21 protein-coding genes, 1 tRNA gene and 1 pseudogene are annotated in these 19,901 nt (G+C 68.4%); 6 read left to right on the plus strand and 17 right to left on the minus strand.

Annotation, left to right across the window (positions count from 1 at the left end; translation table 11 throughout):
• Window positions 1-53: 53 nt before the first annotated feature.
• Complete coding sequence (locus ACWEH3_RS05195; protein ID WP_450020707.1) at window positions 54-1,457, minus strand: three-helix bundle dimerization domain-containing protein; 1,404 nt, start codon at window positions 1,455-1,457, stop codon at window positions 54-56.
• 451 nt (window positions 1,458-1,908) lie between these two features.
• Here ACWEH3_RS05195 and ACWEH3_RS05200 point away from each other — a divergent pair, with 451 nt between their 5' ends.
• Window positions 1,909-2,712: an SDR family oxidoreductase gene (locus ACWEH3_RS05200; protein ID WP_450020705.1), complete on the plus strand. Its 804-nt coding sequence runs from the start codon at window positions 1,909-1,911 to the stop codon at window positions 2,710-2,712.
• A 42-nt stretch (window positions 2,713-2,754) separates the two neighbouring features.
• Here the strand turns inward: ACWEH3_RS05200 and ACWEH3_RS05205 are convergent, their stop codons facing one another.
• Both ACWEH3_RS05205 and ACWEH3_RS05210 read right to left on the minus strand, forming a co-directional pair.
• Window positions 2,755-2,898, minus strand: a complete 144-nt coding sequence (locus ACWEH3_RS05205) for a hypothetical protein (RefSeq protein WP_450020703.1) — start codon at window positions 2,896-2,898, stop codon at window positions 2,755-2,757.
• Between the two features lie 108 nt (window positions 2,899-3,006).
• Window positions 3,007-4,188: a helix-turn-helix domain-containing protein gene (locus ACWEH3_RS05210; RefSeq protein WP_450020701.1), complete on the minus strand. Its 1,182-nt coding sequence runs from the start codon at window positions 4,186-4,188 to the stop codon at window positions 3,007-3,009.
• A 252-nt stretch (window positions 4,189-4,440) separates the two neighbouring features.
• On the opposite strand from ACWEH3_RS05210, the gene ACWEH3_RS05215 reads away from it, so the two are divergent.
• The 4 genes from ACWEH3_RS05215 to ACWEH3_RS05230 all read left to right on the plus strand — a co-directional run bounded on the left by ACWEH3_RS05215 (window position 4,441) and on the right by ACWEH3_RS05230 (window position 6,432).
• Entirely contained in the window at window positions 4,441-4,653 is a 213-nt protein-coding gene (locus ACWEH3_RS05215) for a hypothetical protein (protein ID WP_379255342.1), read from the plus strand.
• A complete protein-coding gene (locus ACWEH3_RS05220; protein WP_450020699.1) occupies window positions 4,641-4,802 on the plus strand; it encodes a hypothetical protein in 162 nt (53 codons plus the stop codon). Before ACWEH3_RS05215 ends, ACWEH3_RS05220 begins: the two co-directional genes overlap by 13 nt.
• A gap of 229 nt (window positions 4,803-5,031) precedes the next feature.
• Window positions 5,032-5,466 carry a hypothetical protein gene (locus ACWEH3_RS05225; RefSeq protein ID WP_450020697.1) on the plus strand — a complete coding sequence of 145 codons (435 nt, stop codon included), beginning with the start codon at window positions 5,032-5,034 and terminating at the stop codon, window positions 5,464-5,466.
• A 186-nt stretch (window positions 5,467-5,652) separates the two neighbouring features.
• A complete protein-coding gene (locus tag ACWEH3_RS05230) occupies window positions 5,653-6,432 on the plus strand; it encodes a hypothetical protein (RefSeq protein WP_450020695.1) in 780 nt (259 codons plus the stop codon).
• A 124-nt stretch (window positions 6,433-6,556) separates the two neighbouring features.
• Here the strand turns inward: ACWEH3_RS05230 and ACWEH3_RS05235 are convergent.
• The 5 genes and pseudogenes from ACWEH3_RS05235 to ACWEH3_RS05255 all read right to left on the minus strand — a co-directional run.
• A tRNA-Leu gene (locus ACWEH3_RS05235) sits at window positions 6,557-6,630 on the minus strand.
• A 231-nt stretch (window positions 6,631-6,861) separates the two neighbouring features.
• A complete protein-coding gene (locus tag ACWEH3_RS05240; protein WP_450020693.1) occupies window positions 6,862-7,779 on the minus strand; it encodes a ribonuclease Z in 918 nt (305 codons plus the stop codon).
• A 48-nt stretch (window positions 7,780-7,827) separates the two neighbouring features.
• On the minus strand, window positions 7,828-9,333 hold the full coding sequence (locus ACWEH3_RS05245; protein ID WP_450020691.1) for an amino acid permease: 1,506 nt from the start codon (window positions 9,331-9,333) through the stop codon (window positions 7,828-7,830).
• A 52-nt stretch (window positions 9,334-9,385) separates the two neighbouring features.
• Window positions 9,386-9,571: a hypothetical protein gene (locus ACWEH3_RS05250; RefSeq protein WP_450020762.1), complete on the minus strand. Its 186-nt coding sequence runs from the start codon at window positions 9,569-9,571 to the stop codon at window positions 9,386-9,388.
• 21 nt (window positions 9,572-9,592) lie between these two features.
• A pseudogene (locus ACWEH3_RS05255) lies at window positions 9,593-9,987 on the minus strand (MFS transporter); the annotation flags it as partial.
• Window positions 9,988-10,145: 158 nt separating this feature from the next.
• On the opposite strand from ACWEH3_RS05255, the gene ACWEH3_RS05260 reads away from it, so the two are divergent.
• Window positions 10,146-10,670: an SRPBCC family protein gene (locus ACWEH3_RS05260; protein ID WP_450020689.1), complete on the plus strand. Its 525-nt coding sequence runs from the start codon at window positions 10,146-10,148 to the stop codon at window positions 10,668-10,670.
• Between the two features lie 24 nt (window positions 10,671-10,694).
• Here the strand turns inward: ACWEH3_RS05260 and ACWEH3_RS05265 are convergent, their stop codons facing one another.
• From ACWEH3_RS05265 to ACWEH3_RS05305, 9 genes are all read right to left on the minus strand, one after another.
• On the minus strand, window positions 10,695-11,642 hold the full coding sequence (locus ACWEH3_RS05265; RefSeq protein ID WP_450020687.1) for a Ppx/GppA phosphatase family protein: 948 nt from the start codon (window positions 11,640-11,642) through the stop codon (window positions 10,695-10,697).
• Window positions 11,642-12,175, minus strand: coding sequence for a DUF501 domain-containing protein (locus ACWEH3_RS05270; RefSeq protein ID WP_450020685.1), 534 nt, complete (start codon window positions 12,173-12,175; stop codon window positions 11,642-11,644). Before ACWEH3_RS05270 ends, ACWEH3_RS05265 begins: the two co-directional genes overlap by 1 nt.
• Before the next feature lie 38 nt (window positions 12,176-12,213).
• A complete protein-coding gene (locus ACWEH3_RS05275) occupies window positions 12,214-12,771 on the minus strand; it encodes an FtsB family cell division protein (RefSeq protein ID WP_379255352.1) in 558 nt (185 codons plus the stop codon).
• Window positions 12,772-12,821: 50 nt separating this feature from the next.
• The gene (gene eno / locus ACWEH3_RS05280; RefSeq protein ID WP_450020683.1) at window positions 12,822-14,108 is read right to left on the minus strand and encodes a phosphopyruvate hydratase; all 1,287 of its coding nucleotides are present in this window, start codon (window positions 14,106-14,108) and stop codon (window positions 12,822-12,824) included.
• A gap of 114 nt (window positions 14,109-14,222) precedes the next feature.
• Complete coding sequence (locus tag ACWEH3_RS05285) at window positions 14,223-14,939, minus strand: lytic transglycosylase domain-containing protein (RefSeq protein WP_450020681.1); 717 nt, start codon at window positions 14,937-14,939, stop codon at window positions 14,223-14,225.
• 95 nt (window positions 14,940-15,034) lie between these two features.
• Window positions 15,035-16,642 (minus strand): ABC transporter ATP-binding protein, encoded by a 1,608-nt coding sequence (locus ACWEH3_RS05290; RefSeq protein ID WP_450020679.1) that lies wholly within the window; start codon window positions 16,640-16,642, stop codon window positions 15,035-15,037.
• Window positions 16,639-17,460, minus strand: coding sequence for an ABC transporter permease (locus tag ACWEH3_RS05295; RefSeq protein WP_450020677.1), 822 nt, complete (start codon window positions 17,458-17,460; stop codon window positions 16,639-16,641). Before ACWEH3_RS05295 ends, ACWEH3_RS05290 begins: the two co-directional genes overlap by 4 nt.
• Entirely contained in the window at window positions 17,457-18,383 is a 927-nt protein-coding gene (locus tag ACWEH3_RS05300) for an ABC transporter permease (protein WP_450020760.1), read from the minus strand. The genes ACWEH3_RS05295 and ACWEH3_RS05300 overlap by 4 nt, the downstream gene beginning before the upstream one ends.
• Window positions 18,383-19,900 carry an ABC transporter substrate-binding protein gene (locus ACWEH3_RS05305; protein WP_450020675.1) on the minus strand — a complete coding sequence of 506 codons (1,518 nt, stop codon included), beginning with the start codon at window positions 19,898-19,900 and terminating at the stop codon, window positions 18,383-18,385. Before ACWEH3_RS05305 ends, ACWEH3_RS05300 begins: the two co-directional genes overlap by 1 nt.
• Between the last annotated feature and the right edge of the window lies 1 nt (window position 19,901).

Below are 19,901 nucleotides of genomic sequence, written 5' to 3' on the forward strand. Positions count from 1 at the left end.
AAAGGGTGCCCGGTTCCTCTCCACCGAAACGCGAGCGGCGATCCGCTGCGGGTTCAGTTGTAGGACTTGGTTACTCCGTCGAGCAGGTGCTCCAGGGTGTCGTAGGTCGGCGTGGCGACGACGTCCAGCAGGTCCGGGGCCACCGGGACGTTGCGTTCTGCGACGACCTTCGCGAACTGGGCGCCGTCGTTGGTGCGGAAGCCGTGCTCGGCGGCCAGGCGCTGCAATTCCGGGTCGGTGGACAGCAGGCGCCCGAGCCGGTCACCCGTCGCACCGAACGGCACCAGCGTGTGCCGGGACAACACCGTCGGTGACGGGTACAGCAGCGTCATCTCGGGCTTGATCTGGCCGCGCACGGTCGCCTCGACGTACTGCGCCTCGTAGATCCAGGCCATCGGCGTCGGGCCCATGCCCGTGGCGAGATAGTTGTTGAACGGGCCCTCGGTGGTGTTCTCGGTGTAACCCTGGCCCACGAAAAGCCGCGACACCGCGGGGAGGACGGCCTGCTCGGCGTTCTGCCCCTGCACGATCGTGTTGTTGTTCGCGACGTAGCTCGCCGCGGCCAGATACATGGCCGCGGAGTTGGAGCTGCGCGGGTCGGTGGTGGAGATCAGGATGTTCTTGCGCACCGGGTAGGCGGTGTTGTCGGGCAGTTCGTCCCAGCGGGTGCCGTTGCGGACCAGATCGAGGTAGCGGCGCAGGTCGAGCGTCGGCGCCTGGCCGGGGCGCACCGCTCCCGCCCGGGTGAGCAGCTCGGCGATCGGCGCGAACGTCGCGACGGCCATCGGCGAGGAGAACGGCGTGTACTTCGCGGTCACGTTGCGCTGCCGCTGGATTCGCTCGGCGGCCTGTTCGCTGGACGGGAAGGCGAAATCGAACTTCGTGAGATCGATGGACGTGGCGATCTGCCGCGAACCGGCGGGCTCGACCTCGACGCGCACGCCGTTGCGCGCCAGCGCGTCGATCACCTTGGGGTCCTGGAAGAACGGCATCTTCTCCGAGCCGACCACACCGTGGACGACCGTGAGCGCCGCGGCGGGCGCGGGAGCGGCGGCGGGCGCCTCCGGAGCGGGTTGCCGCACGACGAGAACCACGGCGATCACCGTCAGAACGACGACAGCGCCCACGGCGTACGGCGCGAAACGCTTCTTGGACGACAAAAGCTCACGGATCTCCGGCAGTTTTCCGGGAGCGGCGGTGGGGGCCTGCGGCGACTTGTCCATCGGGACCGTGGTGGGTTGCACTTCCGCCTCGGGAGACTTCTCCAATTCCCGCCGCACCAACCGCTCGATCAGAATCGGAACGAACTGCCGCACCGGGCGGCCCTCGAATTTCTGCCGCGCCGCACCGACGGCGCTCTCGATATGGTCCGGAGAATAAGTCTCGGTGTAGTTTTCGACCAGCCGCTCCGTCATCTGACGGATCGCCTGTTCCTCACGGACGGTATCGACAACCACCACAATCTCCTCGGCGTCGGGGGTAACGCGGCAGTGTCTCCGGCCCGCACCGCGCCGGCCAACACTAGCCCCATCCCTCCGCCGCCGACATCCGGAAGGACTTCCCTCCGGTGAACGATTTCGACTGCGCCGGTGCGCATCTCACGTCGCCACGCACACCCGTCCGCCCAGCTCACAGGCCCGCGAACCACGCGAGCGCGGCACGCACGACAGCCCGCCGACGCCACGCCCGGGCTCGAACCCGCCATGCAGAATTCAATGGGCAATATCCGAGCCGCCACCACGTGTTGTACTCCCGTTTCCCACCGCCATTGGACCGGGCGGGCGCATCGACGCCGCGTTCGTCGTGCGGTCGGGCTCCGCGGCACATCGACGGCACCGAAGTTACTTTCTGGTAGCACAGAGCGAGAGTTGACGATATCGTCAGCATGTTGCCGTCGAAAGGAGCGTTATGTCTCGCGTCGCTGTGGTCACCGGTGCGTCGTCCGGAATCGGGAAGGCTACGGCCGCCGCGCTGGCCGGGCGGGGGTATCGGGTGATCGGCACCAGCCGCAATCCCGACGCCATCGGTTCGGACGCCGTGCTGCCGGGGGTCGAGTACCGGGCGCTCGACCTCACCGATCCGGCTTCGATCGAGGCCTTCGCCGCCGGTCTGGACCACGTCGACGTGCTCGTGAACAACGCGGGCGAGAGCCAGGCGGGGCCGCTGGCCGAGTTGCCCACCGACGCCGTCGAGCGACTGTTCCAACTGAATGTGCTCGGCCCGATCGCCCTGACCAAGGCGGTGCTGCCCGGCATGCGGGATCGCCGCTACGGGCGTGTCGTCATGGTGGGGTCGATGCTCGCCAGCTTCCCCATGCCCTACCGCTCCTCCTATGTCGCCACCAAGGCGGCGCTGCGTGGCTTCGCGGTCGCCGCCCGCTTCGAGGAATCCCCCTTCGGCGTCTGGATCACCGCCGTCGAGCCCGGCCAGATCGACACCGGTCTGCGCGAACGCCGCACCAAGTACCTCACCGACGGCTCCCCCCACACCGCCGATTTCACGACCTTCATGGCGAAACTGGACGAAAACCAGTCCAAGGGTATCACCCCCGAAAAGGTCGCCACCACGATCGTCAAAGCGATCGAAGCCCCGCGCCCCCAACCCCTCTACGCCGTAGGCAGCAACGCCCCCGCCCTCTTCACCCTCCGCCGCCTCCTTCCCCGCACCGCCATGGAACGCATAATCGCCCGCGCCCACGGACTCTCACGCTGACAGGTTGCGGGCCGGGTGGCCCGCAACTCACCGCCGTTACAGCTACGTCATGTCGCGATCGCCCACTGCCCGTGGCGTGCAGCCGGTAGCACCGATCACGAAGACACAGGGCTTGCCGATCTTGTCCATCTCGTGCAGATGGGTCGACATCAACGTCACCAAATCCGGCACCGACGAGCTAGGCACCTCCACCTCTTGGGAACGCCGCGATAATTCGACTTACTCATTACCCAAGACGCCAGAGGCCATTTCGGTACCGCACAAGCGGCGTTGATGCGATATCCGTGGTGGCGCTCACAGTTGGACGCCGAGCCACGAGGCAAACCCGGTGAGATTGTTGGTCTGTCTGCGCTGCGCTGCCGCGATGCCATACACCGTTTCACGGACCGACGGGTGCAATCGGGTCTGTTGCGGAGCGACGCGGCGGGCACGGTTCAGGGCGTCGAGCGCCTGGTCCGGCTTGCCGATCATCAGCCACGCGCGGCTCACGTCCTGCCAGTGGTGCCCCGCTCGGGGCGGTGCAATTTTGCTAGGAAGCAGAAGAGCTGAGCCTTCGTGCGCTGCTTTGCCGGGGTCACCCGCTTCGAGCGCGACGGCAACGGAGTGGATACCGACGTTCGCAGGGCCGAACAGGGTGCCGTACAGATCGGATTCACCGCGCATTGCCGGAGCAAGACGCCGCGCATGATCGATGTGCTCTGCGGCGATATCGGAACGGGCACTCCGCGCGGCCACGATCGCGCCGCACAGGTGCCCATAGCCGCGCACCGCATTGGATGCTTCGTCGTCACCTTCGATCTCGTCGAGCGCACTCTCTACCAACCGAAGGCCGGTGTCGTTGGAGTCGTGGTACATGAGAATTCGCGCGCGTTTGATTTTGGCTTGAGCCGCGTAGCGAGGATCGTCCGCCGATGCCGCAGCCCATTCGAGCCGATCAAGTGCGGTCGGTGCCAGATGTATGAATCCGAATCGCCTGCATAGCCGTTCAGTAGTCACGTAGGCGGCACACAACAGCGAGAACACCGCTCCACGCTCTCCGTGGGCAGCGTTATGCAGTGCTCCATACAGTCGTCGCAGCAAGTCCGGCATACGTGCAAGCGCGACCCGACCCTTGTCGTTCCGATACGCGAGGTCCACCGCGGCCATCTCTGCGGCGAGTGCCGCGAGCGAGGGCGGTTCGACAGGGCGCACGTACGCACCCTCGGCGAGCACGGCGCGTAATTCGGCCAGCCCCTCCAGCGGCCCGTCCTTCTCGATGAGGTCGCGGTACGGGATGCCGGTCAGCCGTTCGGGTTCCACGCGCAGCACCCGCGCGGCGGCGGCCAGAAACGCCGGGCTTGCTGGTTCGCGTCCCTGCTCGACCGCCTTGACCATGGCCAGGCTGTAGTTGGCGCGGTCGGCCAGTTGGCGCTGGCTCAGGCCCGCGAGTTTCCGCTCGGCCGCGATCGCCTGTCCGGCATGTGTCGAAAGGCTCATGCCTCCAGGGTAAAAGGCTATTCCAGACCTAGCCCTTGGAAGCATGAACATTTAAGAGGCTTTTCGTCAACACCCGGTATCGGGGTGATGGCGATCGACCCCTCGATACCGGGTGTAACCAAACCGGAATCAGGAGGGCTAGTGACGGACCAACAGGGGCCAAGGCAGGCTGTAGCTCTGCTCCACAGTGACCACGATCCAACCGAGTTCGAAGTGCTGGTGCAGCGGCACAGGCTGAGAATCGTCTACACCGTGCACACAGACGCGCAAGCCGCGTTGGCGGCGCTGATCGCAGTCCAGTACGCGCTGGAGCACATGGCCGACGCGGTGGTTGTCCCTCACCTCGGCGTACTGAGACCCGATACGCCTTGGTGGGCCGTCACCGAGATGGCCGACCTGATCACCGGCACGCGGGAATACCCGCTGGGTTCGGCGCTGCGCACAGTAGTGGGGTGGGCACCCTGATCGCGCTGGGTTTCATCGTCGCTATCGGTCTGCCGCTGGTCGTACTGGCACTCGTCATACTGTGGCCCGCGCACATTCCCCAGGACCGCACGGTGGACGCAATACGCCAGCGCATCGAAGGGGAGAACCACTCGCAGAACGAGCTCTGATCCGCCTGCGTGTTGGACGGGCTAGTGGCAACGTGCGTACGGCCCTCCACACGACGCCCACGACGCAGGGCAGGAGGCGCGGCTCGGGCACTAAGAGTCTGCGAATCAGTGGAACCGGTCGACGTTGCGATGCGTCATATCCAGTGTCACCACATTTCTCCGCAGTGCACAGCGCGCAGCGGACGCCGAAAGTGGCGACGTCTCAACATATTTCTCGGGGTGGAAAACTATGAAGATTCATAAGTCTATTGTGGCGACACTCACCGTAGGCGCGTTTGCGGTGGCGGGAATGATCACGAACCCGGCCGCAGCGGCCGCCGGGTCGGGGGCGTGTGCCGGGAACTTCCATGTGATCAGGGCCGTGAACGGGTACATCGAATGGGGAGTGACGTCCCAGTGCACCGGTGATGACTGGCACCCGCACAAGGTCACCGTCCAGCTCGAGACGCAGGTCGGCGACTCGTGGGTACAGGTGTTACGCAGGAGCAACCCCGCTTTCGAGGAAGGGAAGCAGGTGGTTGTCATGCAGTATCACAACGATCGCTGCCGGACGAACACCACCAACAGATACCGGGCGAAGGGCTGGATCAGCGCCGGTAAGCACGCAACTTCCGGGACCTCAGAGGTGGCCTCGCTGCCCTGTGGCGATGTTGAGGGTGGGTGATAACGCGGCTAGTGCGACGCGACCGGGTGATCGCCGTTCGGTCAGCCGGTCGCCGCAATTGCCGGGGAAGCCGACGCACAGCAGAAGCAGCCTGCGCCGCACTGTTACGTTGATCTAGGGGCGATCGCAGGGCCCGAACAGATCGTTCCGCCTCCGCCAACGCGATCCAGAGGAGCACAGCCGACGATGTCACCGAGCGAGCGCACTACCGATCGTGTACTGGCCGTGTGGGCGCCCCCGGAATTCGTGTCCGACGGCAGCAACGGAATTCTGAGTTGGGTCGGACCAGCGTTGCGTACGCCCACCGGGTTGCGGCTGTCCCTCGCGGCGGAAGTGGTCGGCGATGCCGCGCCGTCGTTGCGGAGTTACCAGGTCGGGGTGTCGGCACTGGCCAACGGTGTGGCCACCGACGTGGGCTGGGGAAGCAGTTCGTCCGACACCCACGCCGGCACGACCTTCACATTGCCCGACCTCGGCCCGGATACGACACCGGTCGATATCGAGCTGACCATCGACGACGTCACCACCGACGGCCCCTGGGTGAGGCGACTGTCTCGGCCGAACGACATCGTCTACTCAGCGCCGCTGGGCGATCCACGGGGCCGATTGGCCATGCTGACGAATCCAGCTTTCGTCACCGACGAGGATGGTCCGATCGAGGCCTGGATCGGACCGATCACGCTCGATCCCAACGGTATCGAGTTCCTCTACACCGCAACCGCGCTCGACGAACGCGCACCATCCATCTGGGACTACGAGGTCGATGCCGTCCTGCGCGCCAACTTCGGAACCTCGGAGGTGGTGGCCGGCGAATCGACCTCGGCGACACGAACGATCAGAACCTTCCAGGCCCCGATCCCGGACGACATCGCAGACACGCCCTGGGACTTCCAGCTGACCCTTACCGACCACACGGCAGGACTCACCTGGTCGACCGAATTTTCGTGGAATGGGCCGATGTCCTAGCGCTCGCACTGCCAGCTCCCTGGTACAGGTCGGCACAATAGCTCGACCCGAGGACTGCAGACGGAGGGCGTCTGCACGGGTGCGAAGGGCAGCGAGGAAAGCGATCTACCTTCGGCTCGGTAAGTGCCCCCAGTCGGACTCGAACCGACACTTGGCGGATTTTAAGTCCGCTGCCTCTGCCAATTGGGCTATAGGGGCGTCCGGGACAGCGTACCGAGTCGTACGGCTGTACCGGAATTCCGACAATTTGTCGGGGTGGCGGGGCGTCGGCCGTGGCCGGGTGCCGGACGGCGCGGTCGGGTGACCGGTGCCGGTGGCGGTTGTTCGCAGCCCGGGTTGGCAGGCGTCCCAGAGAACTAGATCGGTGGCGGCGGGCTGGTGTTAGCGTCCGCGAGTCATCTCGGCGTGTCGGATGTTCGCGGCGGGGTGTCAGCGCCGGGGTGGCAGCGGGATCCTGGCGAGGTCGGTGGCTACGTGGATCTCGCCGGAGAAGTACTTCGCCGCTTCGGCCAAGTGCTCGTCGAGGTCGCGGTAGCGCTGGGAGAAGTGGGTGAGCACCAGGGTGCGAACGCCTGCGTCGGCGGCCACCCGGGCGGCTTGGCCCGCCGTGAGATGGCCGTATTCGAGAGCCAGGTGTTCGTCGGCGTCCAGGAACGTGGCTTCGATGACGAGCATGTCGACGTCGGCGGCCAGCTCCCCGATTCCTGGGCACAGCCGGGTGTCCATCACGAAGGCGAAGCTCTGACCGGAGCGCGGTTCGCTGATCTCCGCCAAAGTGATCGTGCGCCCCACGAATTCGACACTGCCGCGCTGTTGCAGTTCGGAGATGATCGGGCCGCGCAATCCCAGGGCGCGCAACCGGTCCGGCAGAATGCGCCGCCCGGGCGGCTCGCTGAGCCGATAGCCGAAGGTGTCCACCGGATGGGAGAGCCGCACCGCCGTCACCGTGAACGGCGCCTCGGGCAGGTCGACGGGACCTGGCGCGAGGATCGGGCGAGGCCGCAGCTCGGCGCGGTGATAGTACGACGTCGCGTTGACCAGGCGCTCGTAGTACGCCGCGCCGGACGCCGGGAAGCAGACGTCGACCGGATGCGGCACCCGGTCGAGGTTGATCCGCTGCACCACTCCGGCCAGCCCGAGACTGTGGTCGCCGTGGAAATGGGTGATGGCGATCCGGGTGAGCCCGGTGACGGTCACACCGGCATAGGTCATCTGCCGTTGCGTGCCCTCACCGGGATCGAACAGGATCGCCTCGTCGTCCCACCGGAGCAGGTACCCGTTGTGGTTTCGCTGTTTCGTCGGCACCTGACTAGCGGTCCCGAGAACAACCAACTCACGCTGCGACACGGCGTCAGGCTATCCGCCGCCACCCCACACCCGAACTCCGGCCGCGTACTAGGTGACGGAAGCCTTCCGGAGCACGGAGTTGTGCCGCGAGTAGGCGAAGTAGACGACGAACCCGATCACCATCCACACCAGGAACCGCAGCCAGGTCTCCACCGAGAGATTCAGCATCAGCCACGCGCACGCCAGCACCGCCAGGACGGGGATCAGCGGCACCAGCGGAACCCGGAATCCACGCGGCAGGTCCGGACGCGTGCGTCGCAGGATGAGCACACCGACCGACACCAGCACGAACGCGAACAGCGTCCCGATGTTGACCATCTCCTCCAGCGTGCCGAAGTCCACGAACCCGGCCAGCAGCGCGCACGCCACGCCGACGATGACGGTGACCCGCACCGGCGTGCCGTTCTTACCGGTGTGCGAGAGCTTGCGCGGCATCAGCCCGTCACGCGACATCGCGAACAGCACCCGGGTCTGCCCGAGATACATCACCATGACCACCGTGGTGAGCCCGGCGAGGGCGCCGATCGAGATGATGTTCTTCGCCCAGGTCACCCCGTGGATGCCGAACGCCGTGGCCAGTGTCGCGTCGCCATGGGACAACTCGGTGTAGGGCACCATGCCGGTGAGCACGAGCGATACCGCGACGTACAGGATCGTCACGATGAGCAGCGAGCCGAGGATGCCGCGGGGCACCGCCTTCTGCGGGTTGCGGGTCTCCTCCGCCGTCGTGGCGACGACGTCGAAGCCGATGAACGCGAAGAACACCAAGCTGGCCGCGGCGAGCAGGCCGTACCAGCCGAAGTTGCTGTGTCCGGCGCCGGTCAGGAAGGAGAACAGCGACTGCCGCAGCCCCTCGCCCCGCTCACCGGGCTGCGACGGCGGGATGTAGGGCGAGAGGTTCGAGGACTTGAAGTACGTGAGGCCGACGACCAGCACCAACGCGATCACGCCCAGCTTGATGGCGACGGCGACCGCCGACACCCGCGAGGACACCTTGGTCCCGGTCGCGAGCAGCACACCGAGCACCGTGATGAGCAGCACCGCGCCCCAGTCGAAGGTCACCGGGCCGAAGTGCGCGATCGGAGACGTGGTGCCGAGCACCTCGCCGAGGTATTGCGACCAACCCTTGGCCACGACCGCCACGGCGAGCGCGAACTCCAGGATCAGGTCCCAGCCGATGATCCAGGCGACGAGCTCGCCGAAGGTGGCGTAGGAGTAGGTGTAGGCGCTGCCCGCCACCGGCACCGTGGAGGCGAACTCGGCGTAGCAGAGCGCGGTCAGCCCGCAGGCGATCGCGGCGAACACGAAGGCCAGCGAGACGGACGGACCCGCGACGGTGCCCGCGGTGCGCGCGGTGAGGGTGAAGATGCCCGCGCCGACCACGACGGCCACGCCGAAGACGGTGAGGTCCCAGGCGGTCAAATCCTTGCGTAGTTTCGAGTCGGGTTCGTCGGTGTCGTGGATCGACTGTTCGACGGACTTGGTGCGGAACAGACCGCCCCACCGAGACGAGACATCACCCGCCGAATCGGCTCGTGGCCCGGGTTTCGTCACGCGTTCTCCTTAATTCGTGCCAATTGCTTGTGTTCTGTACCCAGACGGCGAGTCAACGCACGCCTGCCATGAATTTGCTGATCCATGGTGCGATGGCGGCGACGATCAGCCCCGCACACACCACGGCCGTCCCGGTGATACCGAAATACGCGAACTCGTGACCTGGGTCATAGAACCGCGCCAAACTACCCGACAGCGACGTGCCGAGACCAACCGAGAAAAAATACAATGCCATCATCTGAGCCCGAAAGCCTCCGGGGCCGCTGCCCAGAGCGACCGATGCCAGTCCAGCCCGACACCGGACAGGCCGGGCAGCACGGCCAGGGCGACGTGCCCGGCCATGACCACGATGCCGCCGTAGAAGAGGGTGCGTCTCATCTTGAGCAAACGGTCGGCGATCCAGCCGCCGCCCGGGACGGTGGACCAATAGACCAGGCCGCCGTAGGCGCCGACGATGCCCACGGCCGTGTCCTTGCCCAGGCCCAGACCGCCGTAGGTCGCCGAGTAGTAGAGGTAGTACCCGAGGATGGTGACCATCCCGTAGAACGAGAAGCGCTCCCAGAGTTCGACGCCGAACAAGTTGGCCAGCCCGATCGGGTGGCCGAACACGGTTCGTGTCCCCACTGGTTCCCGCGATGTTTTCGCTTCGACCATGCTCCGAAGATCGCATCTCGAACCGCGCCGGGGAGGATTCGTTTGTTCTGTTCAGGCGGGCCGCGAAACCTGGGCGCGGCCGGTGGTTTGCCCCCGCACCCACCGGGCACCCCGCAATCGAAAGGCAAACCGGCCCGCACCCAGAAAGCGTTGAGCTGATGGTCCATGTGGAAATCACCGTGCCGACGACACCGGAGCAGGTTTTCTCCGTCCTGGCCGACGGATGGCTGTTCGCCGCCTGGGTCGTCGGCGCCACGCACATTCGCGACGTCGATGACGGATGGCCCGGCGTCGGCGCGGCGCTGCACTACAGCGCGGGCGTATGGCCGTTCACCGTGAGCGACACCACGGAGGTCGTGTCGGTGGATCCGCCGCACATGCTCGAACTGGAGGCCAAGCTCTCGCCGTTCGGCGCCGCGTGGATCCGGCTGGAACTCGTCGAGACCGCCCCCGACGAGACCCAGATCCGGATGTACGAGCACGCCGAACGCGGGTTGGGCCTGCTCATGCCCAACGCGCTGCAAGAACTCCTGCTGGCGCCGCGGAACATGGAATCGCTCTGCCGGCTCGCCGATATCGCCATCGGCAAGGCGCGCCACGCGGGTCACGCCGGAATCGGAGTCCGCGCCGGAACCGAGACACACGCCGAGGTGAAGCTGAACGGACACGTCCGGCAGACCTGACCGCGGCCAGGCGACCGAGCCGGATCAGGCGATCGACAGTGCGATGCCGTCGAGAATGTCGTGCTCACTGACGATCAGCTCGGTAATACCCGCGCGCCGGGACAATTCCTCCGCCAGCACTTCGGTGATGACCGCGCCGCCGCCGATCACGTCGACCCGGCCGGGGTGCATCGGCCCCAGCGCGGCGCGCTCATCGTGGTCCATGGCGATCAGCCGGTCGCAGACCTGATGCACCTGCTCCGAGGTCAAACGAGTGAGATGCACCCGCTCCGAGTCGTATTCGGGGAGATCGAGCGCGACCGCGGCGAGCGTGGTCATCGTGCCCGCCACGCCGACCCAGGTGTGCGCCCCCTCCACCGGGACGTGCGTGAACGCTTCGGTCAACCGCTCGGTGGCGAAGGCGCGGGCGGCGGCGATCTCCTCGGCGGTCGGCGGATTGCCCGCCAGGCACCGTTCGGTGATCCGGACGCAGCCGATGTCGGCGGAGAACGCGGCGCGCACCCCCGCGCTGTCCCCGAACACCAGCTCGGTGGAACCGCCGCCCAGGTCGACGACGACGAACGGACCCGCCGCGCTGGACAATTCGCCGATGGCGCCGGCGAACGACAGGCGCGCCTCCTCGTCGCCGGTGATCACCTCGGCTTCCGCGCCCGCGACCACCGCGCCGAGTTCGGCCCGCGCCATGGCGAAGAAATCCTCCCGGTTGGCGGCGTCCCGGGTGGCGGACGTGGCCACCATCCGCACCCGGCCGACGCCCGCCTCGCGCATCAGCGCGACGTAGTCGGCCAGGGCCGCGCGGGTGCGTTCGATCGCCTCCGGCGCCAGCGACCCGGTCGCGTCGACGCCTTGACCGAGGCGGACGATGCGCATCTCGCGGTGCACGTCGGCCAAGCGCCCGTCGTCGAGCACGTCGGCGATCAGCAGTCGGATGGAGTTCGTGCCGCAATCCACGGCGGCTACCCGGTCACTCATCACTGTGCTCCAGTCTCTCGCGGGCCCCCCGGCCGGGCAGCGGGCCAGTCGGCCGGAATCGCGGTGCCGCGCAGGCCGTGATCGGCGGCCAGCGCCACCGACTCGTCGCCGAGCGGATTCACCCCCGGCCCCTTGGCCAATGCGTGGGCGATCAGCACGTGCAGGCACTTGACCCGCTCGGGCATCCCGCCGCCGGTGAAATCCGTGCCGAGCGACTCGATTTCGTCGCGTTCGGCCAGATAGCTCTCGTGCGCGGCGCGGTAGGCGGCGGCCAGCTCCTCGTCCGCGGCGAGCCGCTCGGTCATCTCCCGCATCACGCCGGCCGATTCCTGCCTGCTCGCCTCCGCGGTGAGCCGGGGATCGGTGAGGTAGTAGAGGGTCGGGAAGGGGGTGCCATCCGGTAACCGGGGCGCGGTCTTCACAACGGCCGGGATCCCGTCCGGGGTGCGGTAGGCGATGGCGAGCACGCCGCGCGGCGCACGGCCCAGCTGCTCGGCGATGATCGCGAGATCCTGGTCGGTGGGTGCGGTCACCTATGTCCTTCCGGTGCTCGAGGTGGTGGCGCGGCGGCCTAGGGCGTCGGCTGCGGCTCGGAGATGCTGCGCCACAAATCGGTGTACCAAGGCTGGGGGTCCCTGGCTCTGGTGGGCGCGGGCGGCGGCGCGGGCGCCTCGATGCCGGGCACCTGCACGATATACGGCGTCTCGCCTGGCATCACCAGACGCAGGCGGTCCCGCGCCTCGCTGCGGATGTAGGCCGGATCCTGTTGCTGCGCACGACGATCCCGCAACCGGGCCAGATCCGTCTCGAGTTCCTCGCGCTGCTGCGCCAGCTGCGCTGCCTCCGCGCGCTGGGTGAAATATGTGCGCATCGGCACGGCGAGGGTGAGCGCGAGCCCGCACACCACCATCGCGAGGATCACCGCTTTGCCGGTGGAGAGGCCGAGGAACGTGTGGTCGTGCCTGTCGCCGACCGAACCCGTCTTGCGCGGTTTCGGCTTCTCCGCGGGCTCCGATCGCCTGCGGCCGCGCTTGGCGGCGGAGTCGGCCGGGCGCGATCCGGCGGCACGCGACGTGCGGCGGTCCCCGCGTCCGGCCGGACTGGTCCCACGCGCACGTCGCTCCGTCATCTCACGCCTCTGTCTCTACTTCGCGGTACTCCCGGGGTTCGTGCCCCAGCTCAGCCTTCGAACGCGAAGCGGGGGAACGCGACGTCACCCGCGTAGCGCGCCGAATCACCGAGCGCGTCCTCGATGCGCAGCAGCTGGTTGTACTTGGCGACCCGCTCGCTGCGCGCCGGGGCGCCGGTCTTGATCTGGCCGCTGCCCACCGCGACGGCGAGGTCGGCGATGGTGGTGTCCTCGGTCTCGCCGGAACGGTGCGACATCATCGTCTTGTAGCCGTTGCGATGCGCCAGCTCCACCGCGTCCAGGGTCTCGGTGAGGGTGCCGATCTGGTTCACCTTGACCAGCAGCGCGTTGGCGGCGCCCTTGGCGATGCCCTCCTCCAGGCGCTCCGGGTTGGTGACGAACAGGTCGTCGCCGACGAGCTGGATCTTCTCGCCGATCTGGTCGGTCAGGGTGACCCAGCCGTTCCAGTCGTCCTCCGCCAGCGGGTCCTCGATGGACACCAGCGGGTAGGCGGCGATCAACTCGGCGTAGAACTGCGCCATCTCCTCGGCCGAACGCACCACACCCTCGAACTTGTAGCCGCTGCCGGAGGTGAAGAACTCGGTGGCGGCCACGTCCAGCGCCAGCGCCACATCGCTGCCCAGCTTCAGGCCGGTCTTGGCGATGGCCTCGCTGATCAGGTCGAGCGCCGCCTTGGTACCCGCCACGTCGGGCGCGAAACCGCCTTCGTCACCGAGGCCGGTGGACAGGCCCTTGGCCTTCAGCACCGACTTCAGCGCGTGGTAGACCTCCGCGCCCCAGCGCAGCGACTCCTTGAAGGTGGGCGCGCCGATCGGGGCGACCATGAATTCCTGCACGTCGACGCCCGTATCGGCGTGCGCGCCGCCGTTGAGGATGTTCATCATCGGGACGGGCAGCACGTGCGCGTTCGGACCGCCGAGGTAGCGGAACAGTTCGAGGCCGGAGGACTCGGCGGCGGCGCGGGCCACCGCCAGCGAGACACCGAGCAAGGCGTTGGCGCCGAGCCGGGACTTGTCCTGGGTGCCGTCGAGGTCGAGCAGCACCTGGTCGACGGTGCGCTGCTCCACGGCGTCCAGGCCGATGACGGCGGGCGCGATCTCGTCGAGCACGCCCTCGACCGCCTTGCGCACGCCCTTGCCGCCGTAGCGCTCGCCGCCGTCGCGCAGTTCGACGGCCTCGTGCTCGCCGGTGGACGCGCCGGAGGGCACGGCCGCCCGGGTCAGGGTGCCGTCGTCGAGAGCGATCTCGACCTCGACAGTGGGGTTACCGCGCGAATCGAGGATCTCGCGAGCTCCGACCTGTTCGATGATGGCCACGAAAAAGACACTCCTTCGGCTGCTGACACGGTATGTCTCACGGGATGGGCCGTGCGCTGCGAGCCTATCGTCCCGGCGGCGAGGCGGGTAACCGGCACTCCGGCGACCGGGAGATCACACCCGGCGGCCGATGCTGTAGCTCGCGGCCCGGTCGCGCACGGTCAACAGGTAGCTGTGCGACTGGTTGTAGGTGAGCAACGCCCGCTGCCAGCCGTGCTCGGAGGTGAGGTCGCCGCCGCTGGCGCACAGGTACCTGGCGGCGGTGAGCGCGGCGTCATCGATGTTCTGCGGATCCGCGACGCCGTCCCCGTTGGCGTCGACGCCCCAGCGCTTCCAGGTCTCCGGGATGAACTGCAGCGGTCCGACGGCGCGATCGTGCTCCGGATCGCCGTCGAGCACGCCGTCGTCGGTGTCGCGCACCAACGCGACGCCCGGCGAGCCGTCCAGCGGGACTCCGATGATCGGCGGGCGGACCGAGCCGTCCGCGCCGAGCCGCGCCCCGCGATGGGTGCCGTGCCTGCTCTCCACGCTCGCGATGCCCGCGAGCGTCGTCCACGCGATGCCGCAGTCGGGACGGGCCCTGGTCATCACAGCCGCCGCGTAGCCGTACGCCTCCAGCGCGATCGGCGGTATGCCGAGCCCATCGGCCTGCTCCTCGGCCCAGCCGCGCAACTGGACGGCCGTGCGACCGGGAGCGTCCAGGTCGATCACGGGCAGCGGGGTGCCCGGTCCGGGCGGGATGCCCTCCGGGATCGGGGTGCGGTCGGTCCCGCAACCGGCGAGCCCGAGGAGCACCACGATGGCGGCCGAGACGCCGGTCTTTCGCAACACCCTTCCATCATCCAGATGACGGCGCGGGCCCGCGGCAAGCCGGTGACGGAGCGCACTGCGTGTCGAAAGCGCGTATGACCCGCACGGTCGCCGTGTCAGACCAGCAGTTCGCTGGTCGCGCCGTGCGTCGGCGCGGCGAGAACCGTTCCGGTGTCCCCGGATTCGACGACGCATCCCTGGTCGAGGACGAGCAGCCGGGGACAGTATTCGGCGACCAAGGCCATGTCGTGCGTGACGACCAGCAGTGCGGTGTCACGTTCGGACCGGATCCGATCCAGCAGCGCCATGATCGCCGCCGCGGTGGAGTGGTCCAGTGCCGAGGTGATCTCGTCGCACAGGAGCACGGCCGGTTCGGCGGCGAGGGCGCGGGCCAGCGCCACCCGTTGCCGCTGGCCGCCGGACAGTTCGTGCGGATAGCGGGCGGCCAGGTCGGCGGACAGCTCGACCGCGGCGAGCAGTTCGGCGATTCGCCGCGAAAGATCCCGGCGCGCGACGCGCCCGATCCGCCGCAAAGGGCGGCCGAGCGTTTGCGCCACGGTGCGGTGCGGATTGAGCGCGGACCGTGGGTTTTGAGTGACCAATTGAATGCCGCCCGCGCCGTGGTGAATTCGCCGGTTCGCCCCAACGATGATCGGGTCGCCACGCAGTTCGAGCGATCCGGTCGCCGAATGGTGCAGCCCCGCGAGCACGCGAGCCAAGGTGGTCTTGCCCGCGCCCGACGCGCCCACCACCGCGAGCGCCGAGCCCGCCTCCAGCGCGAGGTCGATGTCGGCGAGCACTCGGTGTCCGTCGATCGAGGCGCTGATGTTCTCGGCGCGCAGCACGACGCCGGGCGGTCGGTTGTCCGCCGAGACGGCCGAAGGCTTGTGACCGTTGCGCGCTCGCTCTCCGGTCGAGGCGACGTCCGGCGGAGGGAGAGCACTTCGCCGTTCGGCACGCAGCTGTGTACCGCCCGCCGGAGACGGAGGCAGGGACGCCGGACGGACCACGCCGAGTTCGATGATGTCGTCGGCGATCGAGTGCACGAGAGCGGTGTCGTGCCCGGACAGCAAGATCGCCGCCGAACGCTCGCGGGCGAGTGCCGCCAGCTGCCCGGCGATATCGGTGCGCAGTGCGCCGTGCAGCCCGGCCAGCGGCTCGTCGAGCACCAGCACGCCGGTCCGGCGGATCAGCGCCCTGGCGAGGGCGACGCGGCGCTGCTGACCGCCGGACAATTCACCGGGGCGGCGGCGAAGGTAGTCCGGCGACAGACCGACCAGCGCGAGCGTGTCGATCAGGGTGGACTCGGGCGCGCGCGGCGCGACCTCGCGCAAGAGGGCGCGCACGCGCAGCAGCGGGTTCAGCGCCGACCCGGGATCCTGCCCGACGTAAGCGATATGCTGACGCCGGAAGCGTTGCAGCGCAACGCGATCGAGCGATAGCACATCGTGTCCGGCAACCGATGCCGAGCCCGTCGTGCGCGCCGCCGCGGACGGGAGTTGCCCGAGCAGTGCGCGCATCACCGTGGTCTTGCCCGACCCGGACGGGCCGGTGAGCGCCGTGACCGTGCCCGCCGGTATCCGGAAAGTCGCGGGTCCGGCCAATTCTCGCCCGTCCTGACCCAGCACGGTCAGGCCGTCGACCGCGACGAGATCGGCCCGCACCTGCCCGGCGCCATCCGCCTCGGCCGTCCGACGCGCGCTCGTCGTGACGTTCACGTTCATTCCCGCTCCCCTCGCCCGAACGCCGACACCGCCAGGTTCACGCTCACCGCGACGATCGCGATCGCGAGGCTCGGAGCGAGCACGGCCCAGGGATTGAGCAGCATGCCGGAGGCGTTCTCGCGCACCATGACCGCCCAGTTGCTCGCACCGAGCGTCGTGGGCAACTGGAGGAAGGACGCCGTGCTCACCAGATAGACCGCCGCCACGAAACGCAGCCCGAGCTGAGCCGTCGACACCGCGCGCAGGTTCGGGATCACTTCCCGGAACACCAGGTGCCCGAGCGACTCACCGGCGGCTCGCGCGCTCTCGACATATCCGGACGCCGCGACCCCCGCGGCGGCGGCCGTGCAGATTCGCGCGCAATAGGGAACGCCGAACAGCAGCGCCAGGACGATCAGTCCCAGGGTTCCCGCGTCGGGCCACGAGGTCAGCACGAGGAGAATCCCCAGCACCGCTGGTAGCAGGATGAACAAGTCGGTGCCGAGTTCGATCCACTCGCCGATCCGCGGGCGCAGCGCCGCGACCGCGCCGAGGACACACGACAGTCCGGTCACCGACACCGCGATCACCGCGGCCACCAGCAGCAATCCCCAACCGCCATAGAGCAACTGGCTGAGCACGTCGCGGCCGAGCCGGTCGGTGCCCAACGGCGCGCCGGCAGCGGGATCGCCGAACGGGATGGCGATCGCTTCCTCTGCCGGGTGCGGCGCCAGCGTCGGTCCCAGCGCCGCCGCCAGCGTGACCAGCAGAGCGGGTGCGACGGCCAGCTGCCCGAGCCGCCGCCGGGCCGGGTTCGCGATCTTCGCGGGAACCGTCATCGCCGCCCCCGCAACGACCACGCGCGGATGCCGTCGGCGGCGGCGAGCACGATCATGATGAGCACCCCGGACAACGCGACCACCGCGGCCACCACCGAGATGTCGCGATCGGCCACCGAGCCGGCCAGGACCGCCCCGAGGCCGGGATAGTTGAACACGGTCTCCACCACCAGAGCACCGCCGAGCAGCATCCCGACCGTGGTGGCGAAGCTGGCGACGATCGTGGGCAACGCGAACGGCAACACGTGCCGCGCCAGCACCGTACGGCCCGAAAGGCCGTCGAGCAACGCGCTTTCCACGTGCGGTGCCAGCGCGGCGTCGGACAAGGCGGCGCGCACCACCCTGGTGTTCCATCCGACCTGGGGCAACGCGAGTGCGAGCACCGGCAGCACCAGCATCTCCGGTCCGGCCGGCATCCCCGACCGGCCGGTGATGGTCACGGCGGGCAGCCAGCCCAGCGCCAGCGCGAACACCAGGATCAGCACCGTGGCGATCACGAATTCGGGAACGGCCACCGCGGTGGTCGTCGTCGGCTGCAAGACACGCGCGGCCACGCTGCCCGGACGCGTCGCCCACCACGCGCCGAGCGCGAGCGACGCGAGCACGGTCACCGCGAGGGCGACACCGCCGAGCAGCAGCGTCGGCGGGAACTTGTCGATGAGCAGGTCGTCGACCGGCCGTCCGCGCGCGGTACGTCCGAAATCGCCGGTCACGACGCCCGCAATCCAGTTCCAGAACCGCACCGCCAGTGGGCGGTCCAGTCCGAGTTCGTGTTCTTTGGCGGCGATCTGCTCGGGCGTGGCCTCCCGGCCGAGGACGGCGCGTGCGGTGTCGCCCGGCAGCAGGTCCACGGCGACGAAGACGCAGGCCAGCAGCGTCACCAGCAGGATGACGCGCCGGAGCAGCAGTCGCGCGAACAGCATCACCCGGCCAGCCAGGCCTTCTCCAGCTGGACCCTGGCGAACCCGCCGAGCGTGGGCAGGTCGCGCACCCGGGAGGCGGCGATGTCGATGCCGTCGGCCATGCCCCAGACCAGGTAGCCGCCGCGCTCGTACTGGATGCGCTGCAACTCCTGATTCGCCTGCCGGTACTCCGTGTCGGTGCGCGCGGCGAGCGCCTTCGCGGTCGCGGCGTCGAATTCGGCGTCCTTGAAACCGGTTTCGTTGCGGTTCGATCCGCTCGACAGCAATTTGCTCGCGAAGAAGAGGGTGGAGTCGTTGGTGCCCCAGGAGATCGTGTACAGCGGCGCCTTCAGCCAGGTCTGGTCGTAGAAGGCGTTCGGCTCCTGGGTGACCACGTCCAGCCGGACGCCGATCTCGGCGAGCTGGGTGGCGATCACCTTCGCCGATTCCACCTCACCGGGCGCCTCGGCCTTGGTGACGAAGGGGTAACTGCGCCCGGTGTCGAATTTCGCCTCGCGCAACAGCGCTTTCGCGCGATCGAGGTCGCGGGCGCGCTGGGCGAGGGAGGTGTCGTAGAGCGGATCGGCCGTGCCGAGAATGTCGTTGGCCACCGTTCCGTATCCGGAATGCACCTGGTTGACCAGGGCTTTGCGGTCGACGCCGAGCCGTAGGGCGGTGCGCACCCGTGCGTCGGCGAACGGGCCGTCGGAGCTGCGCATGGCGACGCCGACCACCGTGTCGTTCGGTCGGCGCACGACGGCCAGGTCGCCGCGCCCCTCGGCGGTGCGGCCCGCGATGGCGCCGACGTTGGAGGCCAGGTCGATCTGCCCGCTGAGCACCGCGTTGCCCAGCGCGGTCACGCTTTCGAACATGGTTACCTCGATGGCGTCCAGCGGCGGTGGCCCGCCGTGCCACCGCTCGTTGCGCACCAGCCGGGCGTTGCCGCCCTGATAGGACTCCAACCGGAACGGTCCGCTGCCCACGGCCTTGGTGAAATCAGTGGTGTCCTTCTTGACCGTGAACGTCATCAGCCGCACCAGCAGCGGCAGTTGGGTATTCGGTTCGGGCACGGCCAGCACCACCCGGTTCGGCCCGTCGGCGGAGATGTCCTCCACGGCCACCGGCATCTTCGACGCGCCACCGACCGTGCGCAGCCTGCGCAGCGACCACACGACATCTTCGGACGTCACCGGTGTCCCGTCGTGGAAGGTCGCGTTCTCGGCCAGGGTGAAGCTCCAGCGCCGCCGGTCGGCGTCCGGCTCCCACCGATTCGCCAGACGGGGAACGACGTTCGGGTTGCCGCCCGGCACGGTGAGGGCGTCGTAGACCAGGGAGGTGACGAGGAAGTCGCTGTCGTTGCTGAGGTTGGCGTGCGGATCGCGTTCGATGCGCGCCGCGGTGCCGAGCGCGCCGACTCGCAGCGTGCCGCCAGGCCGGGCGGGCCCGGACACGTCGGCGTCATCGGAACAAGCGGCCACCAGCAGCACAGCCCCTACGCCGAGACTCGACCGCAGCAGGTCCCTTCGATTCAAAACCATT

Source organism: Nocardia sp. NPDC004718 (assembly GCF_053601535.1).